At 47.7% G+C, this 17232-nt stretch carries 16 protein-coding genes and 1 pseudogene; 14 read left to right on the top strand and 3 right to left on the bottom strand.

The features are described from left to right. From ABWQ15_RS11260 to ABWQ15_RS11235, 6 genes are all read left to right on the top strand, one after another. The coding region (locus ABWQ15_RS11260) for an antitoxin VbhA family protein (RefSeq protein ID WP_353908871.1) at positions 1-270 on the top strand (270 nt) is incomplete at its 5' end. After that, complete coding sequence (locus ABWQ15_RS11255) at positions 271-867, top strand: Fic/DOC family protein (RefSeq protein WP_353908870.1); 597 nt, start codon at positions 271-273, stop codon at positions 865-867. Between the two features lie 857 nt (positions 868-1724). Beyond that, positions 1725-2282: a TetR/AcrR family transcriptional regulator gene (locus ABWQ15_RS11250; protein WP_353908869.1), complete on the top strand. Its 558-nt coding sequence runs from the start codon at positions 1725-1727 to the stop codon at positions 2280-2282. Between the two features lie 17 nt (positions 2283-2299). Then, positions 2300-3037, top strand: a complete 738-nt coding sequence (locus ABWQ15_RS11245) for a Rossmann-fold NAD(P)-binding domain-containing protein (RefSeq protein WP_353908868.1) — start codon at positions 2300-2302, stop codon at positions 3035-3037. 28 nt (positions 3038-3065) lie between these two features. Then, a complete protein-coding gene (locus tag ABWQ15_RS11240) occupies positions 3066-3608 on the top strand; it encodes a flavodoxin family protein (protein WP_353908867.1) in 543 nt (180 codons plus the stop codon). 33 nt (positions 3609-3641) lie between these two features. After that, positions 3642-4514 carry an NAD(P)-dependent oxidoreductase gene (locus ABWQ15_RS11235; protein WP_353908866.1) on the top strand — a complete coding sequence of 291 codons (873 nt, stop codon included), beginning with the start codon at positions 3642-3644 and terminating at the stop codon, positions 4512-4514. A 709-nt stretch (positions 4515-5223) separates the two neighbouring features. On the opposite strand, the gene ABWQ15_RS11230 is transcribed toward ABWQ15_RS11235, so the two are convergent. Further along, positions 5224-5817, bottom strand: a complete 594-nt coding sequence (locus tag ABWQ15_RS11230) for a cytidylate kinase-like family protein (protein WP_353908865.1) — start codon at positions 5815-5817, stop codon at positions 5224-5226. Beyond that, entirely contained in the window at positions 5814-7181 is a 1368-nt protein-coding gene (locus ABWQ15_RS11225) for an MATE family efflux transporter (RefSeq protein WP_353908924.1), read from the bottom strand. The genes ABWQ15_RS11230 and ABWQ15_RS11225 overlap by 4 nt, the downstream gene beginning before the upstream one ends. Before the next feature lie 350 nt (positions 7182-7531). Between ABWQ15_RS11225 and ABWQ15_RS11220 the strand changes: the two genes are divergently transcribed. Continuing rightward, positions 7532-9451, top strand: a complete 1920-nt coding sequence (locus tag ABWQ15_RS11220; RefSeq protein WP_353908864.1) for an MATE family efflux transporter — start codon at positions 7532-7534, stop codon at positions 9449-9451. A 192-nt stretch (positions 9452-9643) separates the two neighbouring features. Here the strand turns inward: ABWQ15_RS11220 and ABWQ15_RS11215 are convergent, their stop codons facing one another. Then, the gene (locus ABWQ15_RS11215) at positions 9644-10156 is read right to left on the bottom strand and encodes a DUF2798 domain-containing protein (protein ID WP_353908863.1); all 513 of its coding nucleotides are present in this window, start codon (positions 10154-10156) and stop codon (positions 9644-9646) included. A 320-nt stretch (positions 10157-10476) separates the two neighbouring features. Between ABWQ15_RS11215 and uvrA the strand changes: the two genes are divergently transcribed. The 7 genes and pseudogenes from uvrA (at position 10477) to ABWQ15_RS11180 (ending at position 17211) form a co-directional block, all read left to right on the top strand. Continuing rightward, the gene (uvrA, locus tag ABWQ15_RS11210; RefSeq protein ID WP_353908862.1) at positions 10477-13338 is read left to right on the top strand and encodes an excinuclease ABC subunit UvrA; all 2862 of its coding nucleotides are present in this window, start codon (positions 10477-10479) and stop codon (positions 13336-13338) included. Positions 13339-13348: 10 nt separating this feature from the next. Continuing rightward, a complete protein-coding gene (locus ABWQ15_RS11205) occupies positions 13349-13615 on the top strand; it encodes a hypothetical protein (RefSeq protein ID WP_353908861.1) in 267 nt (88 codons plus the stop codon). 1 nt (position 13616) lies between these two features. After that, positions 13617-14234, top strand: coding sequence for a CarD family transcriptional regulator (locus tag ABWQ15_RS11200; RefSeq protein WP_353908860.1), 618 nt, complete (start codon positions 13617-13619; stop codon positions 14232-14234). Beyond that, complete coding sequence (locus ABWQ15_RS11195; protein ID WP_353908859.1) at positions 14231-14719, top strand: hypothetical protein; 489 nt, start codon at positions 14231-14233, stop codon at positions 14717-14719. The genes ABWQ15_RS11200 and ABWQ15_RS11195 overlap by 4 nt, the downstream gene beginning before the upstream one ends. 26 nt (positions 14720-14745) lie before the next feature. Beyond that, positions 14746-15372 (top strand): pentapeptide repeat-containing protein, encoded by a 627-nt coding sequence (locus tag ABWQ15_RS11190; RefSeq protein WP_353908858.1) that lies wholly within the window; start codon positions 14746-14748, stop codon positions 15370-15372. A gap of 43 nt (positions 15373-15415) precedes the next feature. Next, positions 15416-16463, top strand: a pseudogene (gene recA, locus ABWQ15_RS11185) (recombinase RecA). Positions 16464-16665: 202 nt separating this feature from the next. Then, complete coding sequence (locus ABWQ15_RS11180) at positions 16666-17211, top strand: DUF2798 domain-containing protein (RefSeq protein WP_353908857.1); 546 nt, start codon at positions 16666-16668, stop codon at positions 17209-17211. Positions 17212-17232 lie beyond the last annotated feature (21 nt).

Here is a 17232-nt window from a genome sequence, read left to right as displayed (position 1 = left end):
CAGCAGGTCAGGTGTTCGAGTCACCCCACCAGCTCCACGTCTCCGTCAAGGTATCTTGACGGAGATTTTTCTATGTTTGGAGGTGCCGTCGTGGCCAAAAAGGATTATACTGTTTTTATGAAAAATGCGGAAGCGTCCGTCCGTATGGAGGGATATACAGTAACCCCCCAAATGCGCAATCAATGCAAGCAGGTACTCAGCGGCAAAACCACAACAGCCGAGTGCCTGAAGCAGTTCGCTGCCGCAAAAGCGTCAAAGGTAGCCAAATAAATGGGATACAGCATTGATCCAATTTCAGATAACTGCTATCCGGGTACAACAGTCCTGATTAATAAACTGGGTATCCGTGACGAGGAAACCCTGAATGAAGCGGAAACTCTCGCCACATATATCAACGCCTCCAAGCTGGAAGAACAACCGCTTGAAGGCGCTTTTGACTTTGCCCACTACAAGGCGATCCATCATTTTCTTTTCTCTGACTTATATGACTGGGCGGGACAAATCCGCACCGTCAACATCAGTAAGAAAGGCACGCGCTTCTGCCCTATAGAAGAAATTGAAGATCGTGCCGCGCTGATTTTCGACCGCCTGAAAGAACAGGGTTACTTCCGTGGCCTGCCCCACGATGCCTTTACAGACGAGCTCGTGGATTTCTATTGCGCCACCAATGAACTCCACCCTTTCCGCGAGGGCAATGGACGTACTCAGCGTGCCTTCCTGACGCAGCTCATCCGCAGCGACAGATATGACATCAATTGGTCTGAGGTGGAGGGTGATCTCCTCATGATTGCTACCATCCAGGCGGCAAACGGCGTGACGGATTTGCTAAAAGACGTGTTAGACAAGGGTATTGTCACCTCAGTGTAAGGTGAGGGCTCATTTTTTTATAATGCGGTGGTCTGCAACGCGGAGGTCGAGAGGTGCAAATAAAACCACTCGACGGAACTACAGTCCACAACAGCAACCTGTCACCGATCAAAAAACTTAATATGGGCTTGTAGCTCAGCTGGGAGAGCGTACGGTTCCCATCCGTAAGGTCGAGAGTTCAATCCTCTTCGTCTCCACCATGAAAACGGCTAAATCGAATGATTTAGCCGTTTTTTCATAACTTTTTTTGAATATATGGCCTGCGAACGCGTCGTTTCCGCCTTTTTCGGTAAAATGGACCTTGCTCGGTTCGCATCCCAGTTACACCTACTGAAAAATGAGATGTGAGACCATGCAAAAATTCACAATTTGGTGTAAAAGAGAAATGAGCTGAAAAGGCCAAAAGATGCGAATCAGACCCAGCAAGCGGTTCGCATCCTTTCCTTGAAAGCCATCGAGAATTCAGAGTTTTCACAAATCTGCAAGTTCAGGTCCTGCCTCCGCAACCACCATCAGAGTCGTCGAACTTGACGGCTCTGGTTTCTTTTTCTACCGTTTTCTTTGATTTTCTCGCTTATGCTACCTCATCTGATGAAAAAATGCTGCAAGAACAACACTCGCGAGCAAGGTGCGAAGGGAAGAACTTTCCCTTTTTCGCTAAACCAATTTTCACTCTTTTAAGTATACGTTGTTTTTACTTTGGCTTCTGGATGATTTCGGTTAGCCCCGTTGTTAATGGCTTTGTACTCTTTTAAAATATTGGCATTCTCATATGATACGTTATAATTTACATTGAGACCATATTGACTCATAATGTGCTTTGTGATATCATATCTTAAAGGGAAGTGAGAAAACACATGAGTACAATTACAAATGAAGATAAACTCCTTAAGCTGCTGGCGGTGGCTGTTGTCGAAAACCCCAGGAGCACCATAAAAGAACTTGCCGAATCTGTTGGCATTAGCAAGGCTACCTTGCATCGGTTCTGCGGAACAAGGGAGAATCTCGGAATAATGTTGGCCCAGAAGGCCGAAGAAGCTTTGAACAATATTATTTCCACAGCGGAAAAGGATTTTGACGATTATAAGGACGGTATGAGCCAGCTTATCCGCGCGCATCTTGATAATCAGGAGCTTCTTCGCATGACCTGCAGCCCTCAGTCTTCCATTGAAGACGATTGGAGCCCCTATTTGAAAGCAATTGACACCTTTTTCCTGAAAGCTCAAAAGCAAGGTGCGTTCCGAATTGATTTCAGCGCGCAGGTTTTGTCCGAGCTTTTTGTGTCTTCCATCTGCGGCATGATCGATGCCCAGCGCAGAAGCAGAGTTGCGTCCAGTGGTCTGCCGGAGACTTTTGAGGACTTTTTCCTGCATGGTGTGCTCAACCAAATAGAGACTGCAACCATTAACCTTTAAAGATGGTGGTGTCATAAATGAAAACAGAACAAATTAAATACAATGCAGAAATAGAGGACGGACAGAAAATACGTGCATTTGTGTGTGGACACACAGGTGCGACGGGAAAGGCGCTCCTTGATACACTGATGACATCTCCATACTGTGAGTCAGTAGTTGCTGTCGGACGTCGTGAAAACAATGCACATAAAGGCTCTCCCAAGTTAACCCAGCACATTGTTCCCAACATGCTTGAAATCGGCTCTTCGAACCCCGAAGTCGCAACGGGATGCAATGCGGCATTTTGCTGCATCGGTACCCCCTTCTATGACGTATTTAAGAAGTCAAAGGCAGCTGAGTATCGTTCCGTCGACTTTGGAATAGCAACAGAGTTTGCTAAGTTTGCTTATCGCGCAGGCGTACAGTTTTTTGCTGTCATCACAGGCGAGGGCTCGGATTCCTCGAGCAAATCCAATATGTATCGCGTGAAGGGAGAAGTTGAAGATTGCGTCAAAACGATTGAATTTGAAAGAGTCGCTTTTTTACGACCGGGTTTGCTTAACCGTGGAGCAGATGCTACATTGATGGAGCGTATCGCATCGCTTGGCGGAACAATAGGACTCCCTGTTTCTAAAATAGCAGGTGGGATGGCATGGATGGCACTGGCACAGACAGTTTCGGTCGGGATTTACAGCAGCAAAGAAATCCGCGAGGCTGCCTCCATGTTCGAGAATGCTTCCGGAATGTTTGTAAAAAAGCAATCCACTACAATATAACAAAACAAAACAGTATTTGGAGTCGATGATGAAAAATATACTTATTCTAACAGGCAGCCCACGCAAAGGCGGCAACAGTGATCTATTAGCGGATGCTTTTGCAAAGGGTTCGGCAGAAGCAGGACACAATGTAACAAAATACGTTACGGCACATCATAAAATCCAAGGTTGCCAGGACTGCAAACAGTGTTATAAAACCGATAAAGCCTGTGTGTTTGACGACGATTTCAATGAGCTGGCCGTTTTGATAGAAAAGTCAGATGTTTTGGTTTTTGCAACGCCGCTGTATTGGTACACCTTTCCGGCACAGCTGAAAAGCGCAATCGACAGAATGATTTCGCTTGTTATGACCGACCGCCTTGGACACATCAAAGAAACTGCTTTGCTTGCCTGCGCCGCGACAGAGAATACCTCGGATTTTGATGCCCTTGTGAAAACCTATGAAAGCATCGCGAACTATTTGCATTGGATGGACGTCGGTCAGCTTCTTGTTACTGAGGTATATGAAGCGAACGACATTTTAAAAACCGACGCGCTTTCAAAAGCGCAGGCGCTTGGAAAAAGCATTTAACTCGAAACAATTTATATTATCAATAAGGAGATTATGATTATGAAAATTGCTGTTTTAGGAACCGGACTGATGGGCTCCGCAGTGGCTGAGGCTGTGTTAAACGCCGGGCATGAAACTATCGTATACAACAGAACCGCAGCAAAAACCCAGCCGCTGGTTGCTCTCGGCGCAAAGGCGGTTGCCACGCCGGTCGAGGCCATTCAAGCGGCTGATGTAAGTATTCTGGTGCTGCCGGACGGAGCAAGTGTGCGTGACGTGCTTCTCAGTGATGCGGCAAAAGCGGCGCTTCAGGGCAAAAAGGTACTCAATGCGTCTACCACCAAACCCGCTGATATCATCGCAATTGCAGAAGAAGTCTCCGAGAACGGCGGCAGTCTGGCGGAAATGTCCATCATGGTCGGCCCGGATGAGGTGCGCAGCAAACAGGGATATTTCTATTTGGGTTGTGCCGCTGATGAGGAAGCATTCTGGACTGAGGTGATTTTGAGCGTTGGGCAATCACTGGTTCGCGTTGGTGAAGTAGGCGACGCCTCCAAGGCTGAAGCCCCTATTGTTTTTGCGTCTGTATTTGGTATTGTCACGACAGCCTATGCGGCTTCCGTCGCTTTGAAACTGAATCTGCCCAAGGAACTCACGGACAGCTACGCGGGCATGATTGGCCCCGCCGGTGAGTACCTGATTCCCAAAATGCTTGCGCGGGAATACGATGAGTGCTTTGCCTCTGTCGATAGCCTGATCGGGGTAGCCGACGCGGCTGCTGGCTCTGCCAAATCTCTCGGGTTCCCTAGCAAAGTATTTGAAGACATGCGTTCGCTCTTTGAAGAAGCCGCAAAACGAGGATACGGCGCAAAAGACGGTTCTTCCATTGTGGAAGTACTGCTTGATCCTGAAAAACGTAATAACTGAATATAGAACAATAGCCTCCTGCCTTTTAGATTTCACGCATTCATTTGCGAAACTGATTTTGGCAGGAGGCTTTTTCCTCAAGCAGCTCATGGCTGGAAACAAAATCGCTGCAGAAAATTTGTAAGTATGATATTGGTACTATTGAAAATTGATAGCCATTGCCGGGCAAGACATTCCTCGCTTGCCGCAAGTTAATCAGCATCCATTCCGATCATTGCCTATTCATTGCAGCCTTGTTTTATCCAAGTACATCCTCCCGGATTTTTCAGTGTTGCCAGAAAGACCGGGTAGGGAGTAGGTGATTTCAAGAGGCCGTCTGCTCCTATTGTTTGCACCAACTTGTTTCAACTTTGCGGCTAAAAAATATACTATGTTGAAACCGTCTTTGAGTTTTCAGATAGAAGAACAAGGCGTACCGCCGCTGAAGCGATACGCCTTGTTCTCGTTCGCACTGCGCCCGTCAGCCATATGGTTGATAATCGGTCTTTACATCCTTATCACCATAAAGCCAATGATTTCGCGGCTTTTCCATAACATTTTTAGAAATTTCAAGTGCCTCGAGACTTGAAATTTTCAGAACCACTTATACGGCAGGAGTTATGGTTTTAGAGTTAGGTTATTATAGCCCCACTGGTATTCTCCGGTTGCAGAATAACAAAATACGTATATATGCTTCAAGTCTTGTGATGCCCGGTTGCAGGGACTGCTGCTATTTCGTTAAACCTGCAATAATGGCTACACAACTCTCTTCTCCGATGACGCTGCTGTTTAAGCACAGCCCATAGTTTTGCGGAGCGCCCCATTCACGGTCTGTGTAATAGCGATAATACGCTCTCCGCTGCTTATCCTTTTGATGCAGGCGCTGTTCCGGCTTTTGTGCTGTTTCTCCATATCGTTCTACAATCCGTTCTTTGCGATAGGCTTTATCGGCGCAGATGAACACGTGGAGTGCGTCCGTTCGTTCCTTCAGAATGAAATCCGCACAGCGTCCCACAATGATGCAGGGACCTTTTTCTGCGAGATTTAAAATTGTTTGCCGCTGAATGCACCAGAGGTAGTCATCTGCATTCATTCCATTCATTGCCCCGGGTACGCTGTCTCCACTTAAGCGGAAAAATGGGAAAGACGATGTATATTCACCCTGATTTTCAATATACTCCGGATCAAATCCACTTTCCTTGGCCACCTGTTCCACTAGTGCCTTATCGTAGTAGGGAACGCCAAGTTTTTCAGCCACTGTCTGCGCAATGCTGTGTCCACCGCTGCCGAATTCACGGCTGATGGTAATTATGTTCTTTTTCATACGATGTTCTCCTTTCCAGCCTGGGGTTCCTGCAAGGTTTTCACGGTATAAATAATTACGACAATTGAAATGATAAAAGTCAGTACATCCGATACCGGCATGGAGTATAGGACCCCATCCAGGCCAAAGCAAATGGGTAGCAGCAGTGCAAAGCCTACGCCAAACACCACCTCACGCACCATGGATAGCAGCGTGGATGCCAATGCCTTGCCGAGAGATTGCAGATAGATGAAGGTTGCCTTATTCACACAGGCCAAAATCATCATACAGAGATAAACACGGAAGGCCTTAATTGCGAAATCTGTATAGTAGCTGCTCTCATTGGCTGCGCCAAAAATGGCGATAAGCTGCCTCGGGAAGCACTCTACAATGATGAGAGCAACTGCCCCCACAGCCGCCTCCGCTGCCAACAACAGCTTAAAGAGCGTTTTTGCTCGGTCCTTGCGCCCTGCGCCCATATTGTAGCCCACAATGGGGATACAGCCGGCTGCCATGCCCACTACAATCGAGATGACGATCTGGAAAAACTTCATGACGATACCGACAACCGCCATGGGAATCTGGGCATATTCCGATTGACTGAAAATAGGATCAAGCGCGCCATACTGACGAATCATGTTGTTGATAGCGGCCATTGCAGCTACCAGAGAGATCTGCGACAAAAAGCTGCAGATTCCCAGCGGTAAAAATTTGCCCAGCAGATGACCGCCGAGTCGAAAACTACGCCGCTCCAAATGGATTGCTTTCATATGGCAGAGATACCAAACTGCCAACACGGCGGTGAGCGCCTGCCCCAGCACCGTGGCCACCGCCGCGCCCATCATCCCCCAATGAAAGCCAAAGATGAATACCGGATCAAGGATGATATTTACCACGGCGCCTGCCAATGTGGAGATCATGGCAAATTTGGGGCTGCCGTCCGAGCGGATAATGGGGTTCATGGCCTGCCCGAACATATAAAACGGAATACCAACGGTAATCCAAATAAAATATTCCTTGGACCGGGCAAAGGTTTCCTCATTGACCCGGCCACCGAACAGGGTCAGAATCTGTTCCTGAAGGATGAAATAGAGCGCGGTCAAAATAAGGCTGATTACCACGCACAGCACAATAGAATTGCCGATACTCCTGTGAGCATCTTCATTCTTTCCGCCGCCGAGGCAGATACTGACAAATGCGCAGCAGCCGTCACCGATCATCACCGCCAGTGCCAACGCCACTACGGTTAAAGGAAACACAACGGTGTTGGCCGCATTGCCGTAGCTGCCCAGATAACTGGCATTGGCAATAAAAATCTGATCCACAATATTATAAAGTGCAGCCACCACCAACGAGATGATACAGGGAACCGCATAGCGGCGCATAAGCACGCCAAGCCGTTCTGTCTCCAAAAAGGAATTTGCTCTTTGTTCGTTCAAAAAATGTCCTCCGTTTCTACTCCCTTGTCTGTTCCGAGTCGGCGCAAAACAAAAGATGCGTAAATCCAGAATCCTGGATTTACGCATCTCGCAACTCGGTTATTGTCATATTAACACTTTTGATTTTGAAAAGTCAAACACAATTTTGGCCTGGAGCGAATAAACGTAAAAGTAAATTTCTTGACATCTCGTAAGGATGTCTGATATACTATGCACAGGAAGCGACCATTCCAAGAGGATGTGCAAACCTTTATCGGGTTTGTACATCCTTTTCTATTTTGTAAGGAGAGGTAAAATTGAATCAATGCCAAAACAAGATGGGGATTCTCCCCATTCCGCGTCTGCTTATTCAGATGGGGGCACCGATGATGCTTTCTATGCTGGTGCAGGCCCTTTACAATGTGGTAGATACACTGTTTGTCTCGCACATGAGCGATACCGCCGCAATCTCGCAAATAGGAGATAAGGCCGTAACTGCGCTAACGCTTGCTTTTCCCGTGCAAATGCTCATCATGGCTCTCTGTGTTGGGACAGGGGTGGGTGTCAATGCAGTTGTCTCCCGCAGCTTAGGTCAAAAAAATCGAGAAAAAGCAGCATTGGTGGCAGGTAATTCTATTCTTTTGAGCTTAATCTACTATGTAGCTGTTTTTATTTTTGGTTTATTCCTTGCTCGCAAATTTCTACAAACGCAGACATCCGATCCGGATGTACTGAAAATGGGTATAGACTATCTGCAGACTGTTACGGTATTTTCTTTTGGGAGCATATTCTACATGTGCTTTGAAAAATTGCTTCAGGCAACAGGGAAAACTACGGGAGCAATGCTTGGTCAGCTGGTTGGATCGGTTGCAAATATCGTTCTTGATCCCATTTTGATTTTTGGGTATTGGGGTGCACCTGCTTTGGGCGTAAAAGGAGCCGCCATTGCCACCGTCCTCGGCCAATGCCTTTCGCTTGCGGTCGTACTTTCTTTGCATATTACCAAAAACAATGAAATTTGCAAAGGAACCTGCTACTTAAAACCCAGCCTCTCTATCTTGGGTCAAATCTATGCAGTAGGCGCACCGGCCATTCTGATGCAGGCACTCACATCCGTTATGACTTACGGTATGAACCTGATTCTCGGTACAATTTCCACATCGGCCATCACGGCTTACGGTGTGTACTACAAACTTCAAAACTTTGTGTTCATGCCAGCGTTTGGTCTGAATAATGCCTCCATTCCCATCGTTTCCTATAACTATGGCGCAAAGCAGATGCCGCGCGTAAAGCAGGCAATCTTTTATGGCCTTGCGCTTGCCGGATGTATTTTGGGGGCGGGCATTGTGATTTTACAGGTATTCGCCACTCCTCTGGTACAATGCTTTTCCATTTCGGATGAGTCAGTCGCACTATGCATTCGGGCATTGCGCATCATTACCTGTGGTTTCCTTTTTGCAGGCTGCAACATCATTTTACAGGGAATCTGTCAGGCGCTTGGCAACGGTATCTATTCTTTGATTATTTCAATGCTGCGCATGATTGTAATCACGCTGCCATTGGCGTGGTTGCTCTCTATGACGGAGGCAGCTGCTCAGATCGTATGGGTGGCATTACCATGTGCGGAACTGTGTGCAATGTTGGCAGCTGTGTTCTTATCAGTACGCTTATATAAAAATAAGGTAGCAGCATTGTCTCAAACAGAGAAAAACGAAGTGGAAACCATTGAAGCAATTCTTAGCCGCCAAAGTGTGCGGGAGTTCTCTGAGAAGGAAATTTCAGAATCAGATCTTCAGGCAATTTTGTCTGCGGGGATGAGCGGACCAAGCTGCGTGAATGCTCGAGACTGGTCGTTCCTTGTGGTTAGAAACCATGATATGCTTTGTCAAATGGCAGATGCAAACGGTGCGCCCGCCGCACCGCTCAAAAAAGCAGCCGCAGGAATACTGGTCTGTGGGGATTTGGAAAGGGCATTCCCGCCCGCAAAGGAATATTGGGTCATCGACGGAGCAATCGCACTTCAAAATATGACGCTTGCTGCCCATGCACTGGGTATTGGCTCTGTGTGTCTGGGTACATGGCCGCAGATGGATCGTGTTCAGTGTCAACAGAAACTGTTTTCCTTGCCGGAGACAATCATACCGCATTCCATTCTGGCGTTGGGCTACCCCGCTAAGGCTGCTGCTCCAGTTCCCAACCGCTATGAAGCAGATCGGGTGCATTTTGAAAAATGGTAATTTGCAGAATCACTACTTGTCTTTTTGCGAGGAAAGGTGATATCCTCATAGGATTAGACAGTGAAGAGCGTAGAATTTCAAACGAATTCTGCACTCTTTTTTACCCTTCGTAGTTTTTAGGTAACTTTTCTCTAATAAAGACTCCAAATACTTTATCAGAATTTCTTGTTCACAATTTTACAGTCGGTTTGCTCATGCCGCCATCCCCTGTTCGCATGATTTGTAGTTTTCCGCAAGCTGTTTTTTGAATATTGTCCGGAAAAGCCATCTGACGAACGGGCCCGCAAAAAATATCTGCCATAGCAGGGCCATTGGAAAGTTGCATACCAAAGTTTGCAGATAAACAGCAAGCAATGTTTTAATTCCGTTGTATTTAAAAATTACAGCAGCCCAAAAGCTCATAATGGGACACATCAGCAACACCGTGCAGCCCGCAATTGTCACCGTGACCAGCAGAGGGTTGTCCTTGCCGGGCGTTACCAGCTTGAATGCCCTCTTCCGGGCAATAGGACCGGCAATAAAATGTTCCATAATGAAGACAATAGCAGTCATCAACGGTATATCCTTCCAGTGCCAGGCGGCCTTGAACATCCACATAGCGAATCCGCCGTGACCGATGCCAAGATTATAATGTTCCATTCCAAAAGCCATCGCCAGCGACATCAACAAAGCAAACATGATTTCCTGAAATTTCGTTTTTGGCATAGTAAGAATCCTTTCAAAATGAGAGATATAATTTAAAACTGTACTGTACTGCCCCCTCTGTAAATAATAAGATTAGCTGAAAATAAAAAAGCGCATAAGTCCAAACCTGGACTTACGCGCATGCTGCTCGGTGAGGTAATTGTAACATGTTTAAGCAGCAAAAGTCAAACTCGGTTTTGACTCATATCTGTATTTTTTACTTACATTCGGGCTTGAAAAAGTGTACAATAGCATTACAGCGTGTAGTTCTGACGAACGTAAGTCCTGTTGTCAGAGCTACACTTTTTTAATTATAAGCAAAACTGAGGAAGGGGTATTCTATGGGATTCCCGATCAGAAACGTAGAAAATGATGATAATCGCATCGTGATATCCGGAGCGAGAGAGAATAGCTTAAAAAACGTAAGCCTTTCGCTGCCCAGGGAAGAGCTGATCGTTTTTACCGGCGTCAGCGGCTCCGGAAAGTCCAGTCTTGCGTTCGATACGATCTATGCGGAGGGACAGATGCGCTATGTGGAGTCGCTGTCCTCCTACGCAAGGCAGTTTCTCGGGCAGCGCGGAAAGCCTGACGTGGATTCAATTGAAGGTCTTTCACCTGCAATCGCCATAGAGCAAAAATCCACCTCCGGCAACCCCCGCTCAACCGTAGGGACGGTAACGGAAATATACGACTATCTGCGTCTGCTTTGGGCAAGAATCGGCATTCCCCATTGCCCAAAGTGCGGAAAAGAAATTAAGCGGCAATCGGTCGACCAGATCGCTGACCAGATTATGACGCTGCCGGAAGGGACCCGTTTTCAAGTATTGGCTCCTGTAGTTCATGGAAAAAAGGGAGAGCAACAAAAGCTGCTTGAGAATATCCGCAAAGGAGGCTATGTCCGCGTCCGCGTGGACGGCTCCATTTATGATTTGTCAGAGGAAATCAGACTGGACAAAAATCTGAGGCACAACATCGACGTTGTTGTTGACCGGCTCGTTGTGAACGCCGACAATCTGCTCCGTATAGCGAATTCGGTGGAAGCAGCATTGATACTGGCAGATGGCCTTGTGGTGATTCAGCAAACGGAGAACGATAGTGAGGAGATGTTCTCACAGAGCTATGCCTGCCCTGACTGTGGAATATCTCTTCCGGAACTTTCACCGAGGATGTTCTCCTTCAATAGTCCTTATGGGGCCTGTAAAACTTGTTCCGGGCTTGGCTTTTTTCTGAAAATCGACCCGGAACTTGTCATCGCCGACAAAAATCTGCCGTTGAGAAAGGGCGCTATCGCCGCAAGCGGCTGGCGCAGCGCGGTTGAGGGTTCCATAAGCTGCGCCTATTACACCGCGATCGGGGAAAAATACGGCTTCACGGTGAATACGCCGCTCCGCGAGCTTTCGCAGGAAGCATTGGATGCCATTCTTTTCGGCACCGGAAAAGAAAACTTGGATATCTCTTATTCAAACTATGGCGGATTTCGGTCGGCATCCCGCCCGTTTGAGGGAATTGTCGCCAACCTGGAGCGGCGGTATCGGGAACAGCAGTCCGACGAGGTACGCCGGGAGCTGGAGAGCTACATGTCGGCGCAGCCTTGTCCCGATTGCCGCGGCGACCGTCTCAGTCCCGTTGTGTTGGGTGTTACAGTGGGCGGCAAGAATATCTCGGATTTCTGCAAGCTGACCATATTGCAGACGAGAGCTTTTATCGACAGCCTGACGTTGACGCCCTCCGAGGAAAAGATTGCGGATTCCATTCTGAACGAGATCCGCGCGCGGCTGGATTTTCTGCAAAAGGTCGGCCTTGGTTATCTTACCCTCTCCCGCATGGCGGGGACGCTGTCAGGCGGTGAAAGCCAACGTATCCGGCTGGCGACGCAGATAGGCTCCGGTCTGATGGGTGTTCTATATGTTCTTGACGAACCCTCTATTGGCTTACACCAACGGGACAACGAAAAACTGCTGTCCTCACTTGAATCGCTTCGTGATTTGGGAAACACGCTAATTGTGGTAGAACACAACCAGGATACCATATTGCGGGCAGATTGGATTGTAGACATCGGGCCGGGTGCTGGTATAAACGGCGGCGAAATTGTCGCGCAGGGCAGGCTGAAAGACATTTTAGCGGAACAGCGTTCCATCACCGGGCAATATCTCTCCGGGCAAAAAAGCATTCCGGTCCCGGTGCACAGGCGTACCGGAAACGGACACATGCTTTCTATCTGCGGAGCGGCTGAGAATAACCTGAAACACATCGATGTGCAGATTCCGCTTGGAACCCTTACCTGCGTGACCGGCGTATCCGGTTCTGGGAAATCCAGCCTTATAAACGAAATTCTCTATAAAAAGCTGGCGCACGACCTGAATCATGCAAGGACCAGAACCGGGGCACACGACCGCATAGAGGGATTGGAGTATCTGGACAAGGTAATCAATATTGACCAGTCTCCTATCGGACGGACGCCACGCTCAAATCCCGCCACCTACACCGGCTTATTTGAGGATATCCGAGCGTTGTTCGCTTCTACAAGCGAAGCCAAAGCTCGGGCTTATGGCCCGGGCCGGTTCTCCTTCAATGTGCGCGGCGGGCGCTGCGAAGCCTGCTGCGGCGACGGTCTCATCAAAATCGAAATGCACTTTCTGCCCGATCTGTACGTTCCCTGCGATGTCTGCAAGGGCAAGCGGTATAACCGTGAAACATTGGAAGTCCGATTTAAAGGGAAAAACATCGCGGAAGTGCTGGATATGACGGCGGACGAGGCGCTTGCGTTCTTTGAGAACATTCCAAAGCTCTGGCGCAAAACACAGGCGCTCTGCGATGTGGGATTGGGCTATATCCGATTGGGGCAGTCCTCCACTACGCTGTCAGGTGGCGAGGCACAGCGTGTCAAGCTGGCGGCGGAGCTGCTGAAGCCCGCAACTGGTGCCACAATATACATCCTTGATGAACCGACCACCGGTCTGCACATGGCCGATATTCATATTTTGCTGGACACCCTTCAAAAGTTGGTGGACGCGGGCAATACCGTGGTTGTGATTGAACATGACATGGACGTTATAAAATCCGCCGACTGGATCATTGATCTTGGTCCGGAGGGCGGAGACGAGGGCGGAAATATAGTTTTTGCCGGTACACCGGAACAGATTGCATCCTGTTCAGCAAGTTATACCGGACAATTTCTAAAAAAATGTCTGTTGGCGAAATAAGGTGAACTTAATGGCAGCGCTTACCCGCTATTCAAATCCTGAGTTATTAAAGCTGCCGGACTGCGGCGGGCTGCTTGAAAATGGAAAATGCAGATGGCTCAATGTCCCGAAATGCAGTGGAACCAAATGCTCTTATTGTCAGAGACAAAACAGTCTGGAAAAAGCACAGAAAAGACTGCGTTCATTAGACGAAGCAACGCAGGAGCGTATCGCCCAAAAGTATTACGGAGGCTTCCGCCCTTGGGCAGATGCCGATTCGAAAGGCAAAGGTGAATGAGATGTTCAAAGTCGGAGACATGATACTTTACGGAAGCACCGGCGTATGCCGCGTAACGGATATTACCACACGTGACTTTTCAGGTGCGGATGCAGACCAGTTGTTTTATATCCTCATCCCTTTATATCAGAACGGTATCATCTCCACTCCGGTAAATAATACAAAAATATTTATGCGTCCCATTATATCAAAGGACGAAGCGGAGAGGAAGGAGGAAGCGACTGAAATGAATCTTACTAATAAGAAAGTTCACCATCGTCAATTTGGGGATGGCATCGTCACAGGCCAGACCATATCCAAGGTTACGGTACAGTTTTCAGAAGAATATGGTGAAAAGAAATTCCTTTACCCTTCCGCGTTTGAGTCGTTCCTGACGATCAATAGTCCGGCACTGAGAGAGCAAATGGACGCCGAGCTACTCGCGATACGTGAGCGGCTGGAAGATGAGCGCAGGCAGCGGGAAGAAGAAGCCGAACAACGCCGGGAGGAAGAAAAACGCGCTTTGTTGAAGCAAAAACGGGGCGCCGCCAAAAGGCGTGCTCCCACAGGGAAAACTCCGCCCAAGCCCAAAGCGCAACCGGATAGCGCAGAGCTTACTGGAGAAGGTGACGACGAATGACCAGTGATTGCCTGATCGTGCGATACAGTGCAAAGCTTCGTTCAATCGACCTTATGGATTCGTTTGAACGGTGCAATGAGCAACAGGAGCCTCTTTACAATAAGCTGCTGCTTCAGGATATATTTACAATCCTGATTGACGGCACATTCTATCGAGCTGATATTTTGATTACTCGCAAACCCTATGAAATGCCGTGGTGCAATATAGGTATTACATTTACAACACTACGAAAGCAAGTGGCATATCACACTTTCACGCTTGACGATATGGATGAAATAGACCCGGTATCTCAAACGCTCGCAATGCTCAGGCTGGACAAACAAATCCGCGAAATTACGCTTAATCCGGTAATCCTAAAAGCCCAGAACAGTCGGAACAGAAACGGATATGGCAGCAGTTTCCACGGCAGGCAGCTTTCACGTCCCGGCACTTTGTATGGAGAAACAACACCGTATTTGATACAAAAAATTTACCTGCATGAATAACAAGTGCAATGTTAGGAGTATTGCCCGTGCGAATTGATAAAAGTTCCTATACCGCCACCGATTTTTCTAAGGAATTGATAGAAGGCTCGGAGGTGTCCCGTGTGAAATTTGACAAGTGCAATTTTCACTGGACAGATTTTTCGGAGATAGACGTGATGTATAGCTGTGCATTTGAGTCCTGCGATTTCACAAATGCGCGACTGAATGGTGTGACAATAAAGGATTGCGCCTTTCTGTCTTGTAAATTTAATAACGCCTCGTTTTTTGCGACAACATTGGAAGATTGTAAGATGACAGGGTCGGACTTTTTAAATGCCGAGTGCGGGCTTGCGCAGATCATCGGCGGCGACTGGTCTTATACCGTACTGCGCAAGCAGTCTTTCCATAAGGTTGATCTGTGCAATATTCGCTTCTTCGGTTCCGATCTTACCGAGTGTCACTTTAATGAATGTAAAATGAACGGTTGCGAGTTCAATGAAGCAGTTGCGCACGAAACTAGTTTCTACAAATCTGATATGCGCCATTCATCGTTGGAATCATTCAACATTTTGGAGGCAAGCTTTCGACAGACAAAGCTGGACCTGGAACAGTGTGTTTTGATTGCGGAATATGTGACGGAAGGGCGTTATACACCTGATGAAGTAAAAAAATAGCGAGGAGGGTTCCTGCTTATTTATGAACAGGAGGACATGATAGATGTCATCAGATAGGAGTCCCATTCCGTCCGCCGCGCCTGCCCTGGATAAAAAACAGGCAGTGGAGAAAGCAATCACGCAAATCGAGCGTGTCTATGGGAAAGGCTCAATTATGCGTTTGGGAGATAGAACGCAGCTTTCAGTAGATGTCTTGCCGACCGGCTCTATTGGGCTGGACTTGGCCTTGGGAGTCGGCGGCGTACCCAGGGGACGAGTTGTCGAGATATATGGCCCTGAATCTTCCGGTAAAACGACTCTCGCTTTACATATCGTGGCCGAAGCGCAAAAGCTGGGCGGAGAGGTTGCCTATATCGATGCCGAACACGCGCTTGACCCAAGCTATGCCCACGCACTGGGTGTGGATACGGATAATATGCTGATATCTCAGCCGGACGATGGGGAACAGGCGTTGGAGATTACCGACTCGTTGATCCGCTCCGGAGCGCTGTCTGTCGTCGTGATAGATTCGGTGGCCGCGCTTGTTCCACGGGCCGAAATTGAGGGAGATATGGGCGACAGCCATATGGGACTCCACGCGCGGCTTATGAGTCAGGCACTGCGAAAACTGACCGGCAGCATCTCAAAGACAAATTGCATTGCCATATTCATCAATCAACTACGCGAGAAGATCGGCGTCATGTATGGCAATCCCGAAACCACAACCGGCGGGCGCGCTCTAAAGTTCTATATCATCCGTCCGGCTCGATATTCGGAGAATTGAGCCAATTAAGCAAGGAACGGAAATCATCGGAAACCGCACTCGCGTTAAAGTGGTAAAAAACAAGGTTGCGCCTCCTTTTCGCCGCGCGGAATTTGACATCATGTACGGCAAAGGCATCTCGAAGGCTGGTGAGTTGGTCGATATCGGGCTAGAATATGATTTAGTCCAGAAATCCGGTTCATGGTTCTATATGGGAGAGGCTCGCATTGGTCAAGGCCGCGATGCTGCCAAGCAATATTTCTGTGAACATCCAGACGAAGCGCAGACGCTGGAAATAGAGATCAAACGTAGGGCGTCCGACGGTTATACTTCCATTAAAACATTATAGAGTTTTGATGGAAGGCGCATGGCAACTTATTCGGACAGTATGAGTTCCAGGCTTGACTTTAACGATAAAATACTGTATTATATACAAGTCGACACATGTGGTGCTTTGCACGTAAACCTGATTACGTACAAAGTCCGGCATGTGTCTATTTTTTTTGTTCAAATGAGGGAAATTAATTTTTAGTTTAGGAGAGGAACATTTTATGCCAACAACAAAATTTCAAAAACTGGTTTTCGCATTCATAACCGTAGTGATCACGGTACACCTGTTCGTATATTATAATCTTTCTTACGTGAATGGATTTACACTTGCGCAGCTAGAGGAATACGGCGTACCAATTTTCGGTCACAGCTGCAAGATTTGGGCCGTTGTTCTGATAGAGTTCATATGTGCCTATTTACTTGAAATATTTGTCGGTAGCCCGTACTCGGTAAAACTCGCGTTCCGCGTTGTAAATCCCTGTGAGAACAAGCCCTTCATGATTGAGACTGCGATCATTTGCACCACAGTCGGCCTGATGTGCCCGATGATGAGCTTTATTGCAACATTTTTATATTGTTGGGGTGATATTACATCACTGTGGTCGTTCCTTTCCCTTTTTCTGCACACAGTCATGCATAACTTCCCGCTCGCATTTTTCTCTCAGCTATTTTTTATTCAGCCGCTTGTCAGAACCATTTTCGGCTTATTTTTTAAAGGACGGCTAAAGCAAGAAGAAGCAAAATTTTCACCACAGCCGGCAGAATAAACATATATATTAAAATGGTCA

The sequence above is a fragment of the Oscillibacter sp. genome (genome assembly GCF_040505565.1).
Taxonomy (GTDB): Bacteria; Bacillota; Clostridia; order Oscillospirales; family Oscillospiraceae; genus Oscillibacter.
The sequence above is the reverse complement of the archived record's forward strand: the minus strand, read 5'-3'. Positions and strand labels throughout refer to the sequence as shown.

Excerpts from the sequence above, each read along its gene's own strand:
- ABWQ15_RS11200 (WP_353908860.1), top strand. The coding sequence starts at position 13,617 with ATGTTCAAAGTCGGAGACATGATACTTTACGGAAGCACCGGCGTATGC.
- ABWQ15_RS11240 (WP_353908867.1), top strand. The coding sequence starts at position 3,066 with ATGAAAAATATACTTATTCTAACAGGCAGCCCACGCAAAGGCGGCAAC.
- ABWQ15_RS11225 (WP_353908924.1), bottom strand. The coding sequence starts at position 7,181 with ATGCGCCGCTATGCGGTTCCCTGTATCATCTCGTTGGTGGTGGCTGCA.
- ABWQ15_RS11180 (WP_353908857.1), top strand. The coding sequence starts at position 16,666 with ATGCCAACAACAAAATTTCAAAAACTGGTTTTCGCATTCATAACCGTA.
- ABWQ15_RS11215 (WP_353908863.1), bottom strand. The coding sequence starts at position 10,156 with ATGCCAAAAACGAAATTTCAGGAAATCATGTTTGCTTTGTTGATGTCG.
- ABWQ15_RS11230 (WP_353908865.1), bottom strand. The coding sequence starts at position 5,817 with ATGAAAAAGAACATAATTACCATCAGCCGTGAATTCGGCAGCGGTGGA.
- ABWQ15_RS11255 (WP_353908870.1), top strand. The coding sequence starts at position 271 with ATGGGATACAGCATTGATCCAATTTCAGATAACTGCTATCCGGGTACA.
- ABWQ15_RS11250 (WP_353908869.1), top strand. The coding sequence starts at position 1,725 with ATGAGTACAATTACAAATGAAGATAAACTCCTTAAGCTGCTGGCGGTG.
- uvrA (WP_353908862.1), top strand. The coding sequence starts at position 10,477 with ATGGGATTCCCGATCAGAAACGTAGAAAATGATGATAATCGCATCGTG.
- ABWQ15_RS11245 (WP_353908868.1), top strand. The coding sequence starts at position 2,300 with ATGAAAACAGAACAAATTAAATACAATGCAGAAATAGAGGACGGACAG.
- ABWQ15_RS11195 (WP_353908859.1), top strand. The coding sequence starts at position 14,231 with ATGACCAGTGATTGCCTGATCGTGCGATACAGTGCAAAGCTTCGTTCA.
- ABWQ15_RS11205 (WP_353908861.1), top strand. The coding sequence starts at position 13,349 with ATGGCAGCGCTTACCCGCTATTCAAATCCTGAGTTATTAAAGCTGCCG.
- ABWQ15_RS11235 (WP_353908866.1), top strand. The coding sequence starts at position 3,642 with ATGATTATGAAAATTGCTGTTTTAGGAACCGGACTGATGGGCTCCGCA.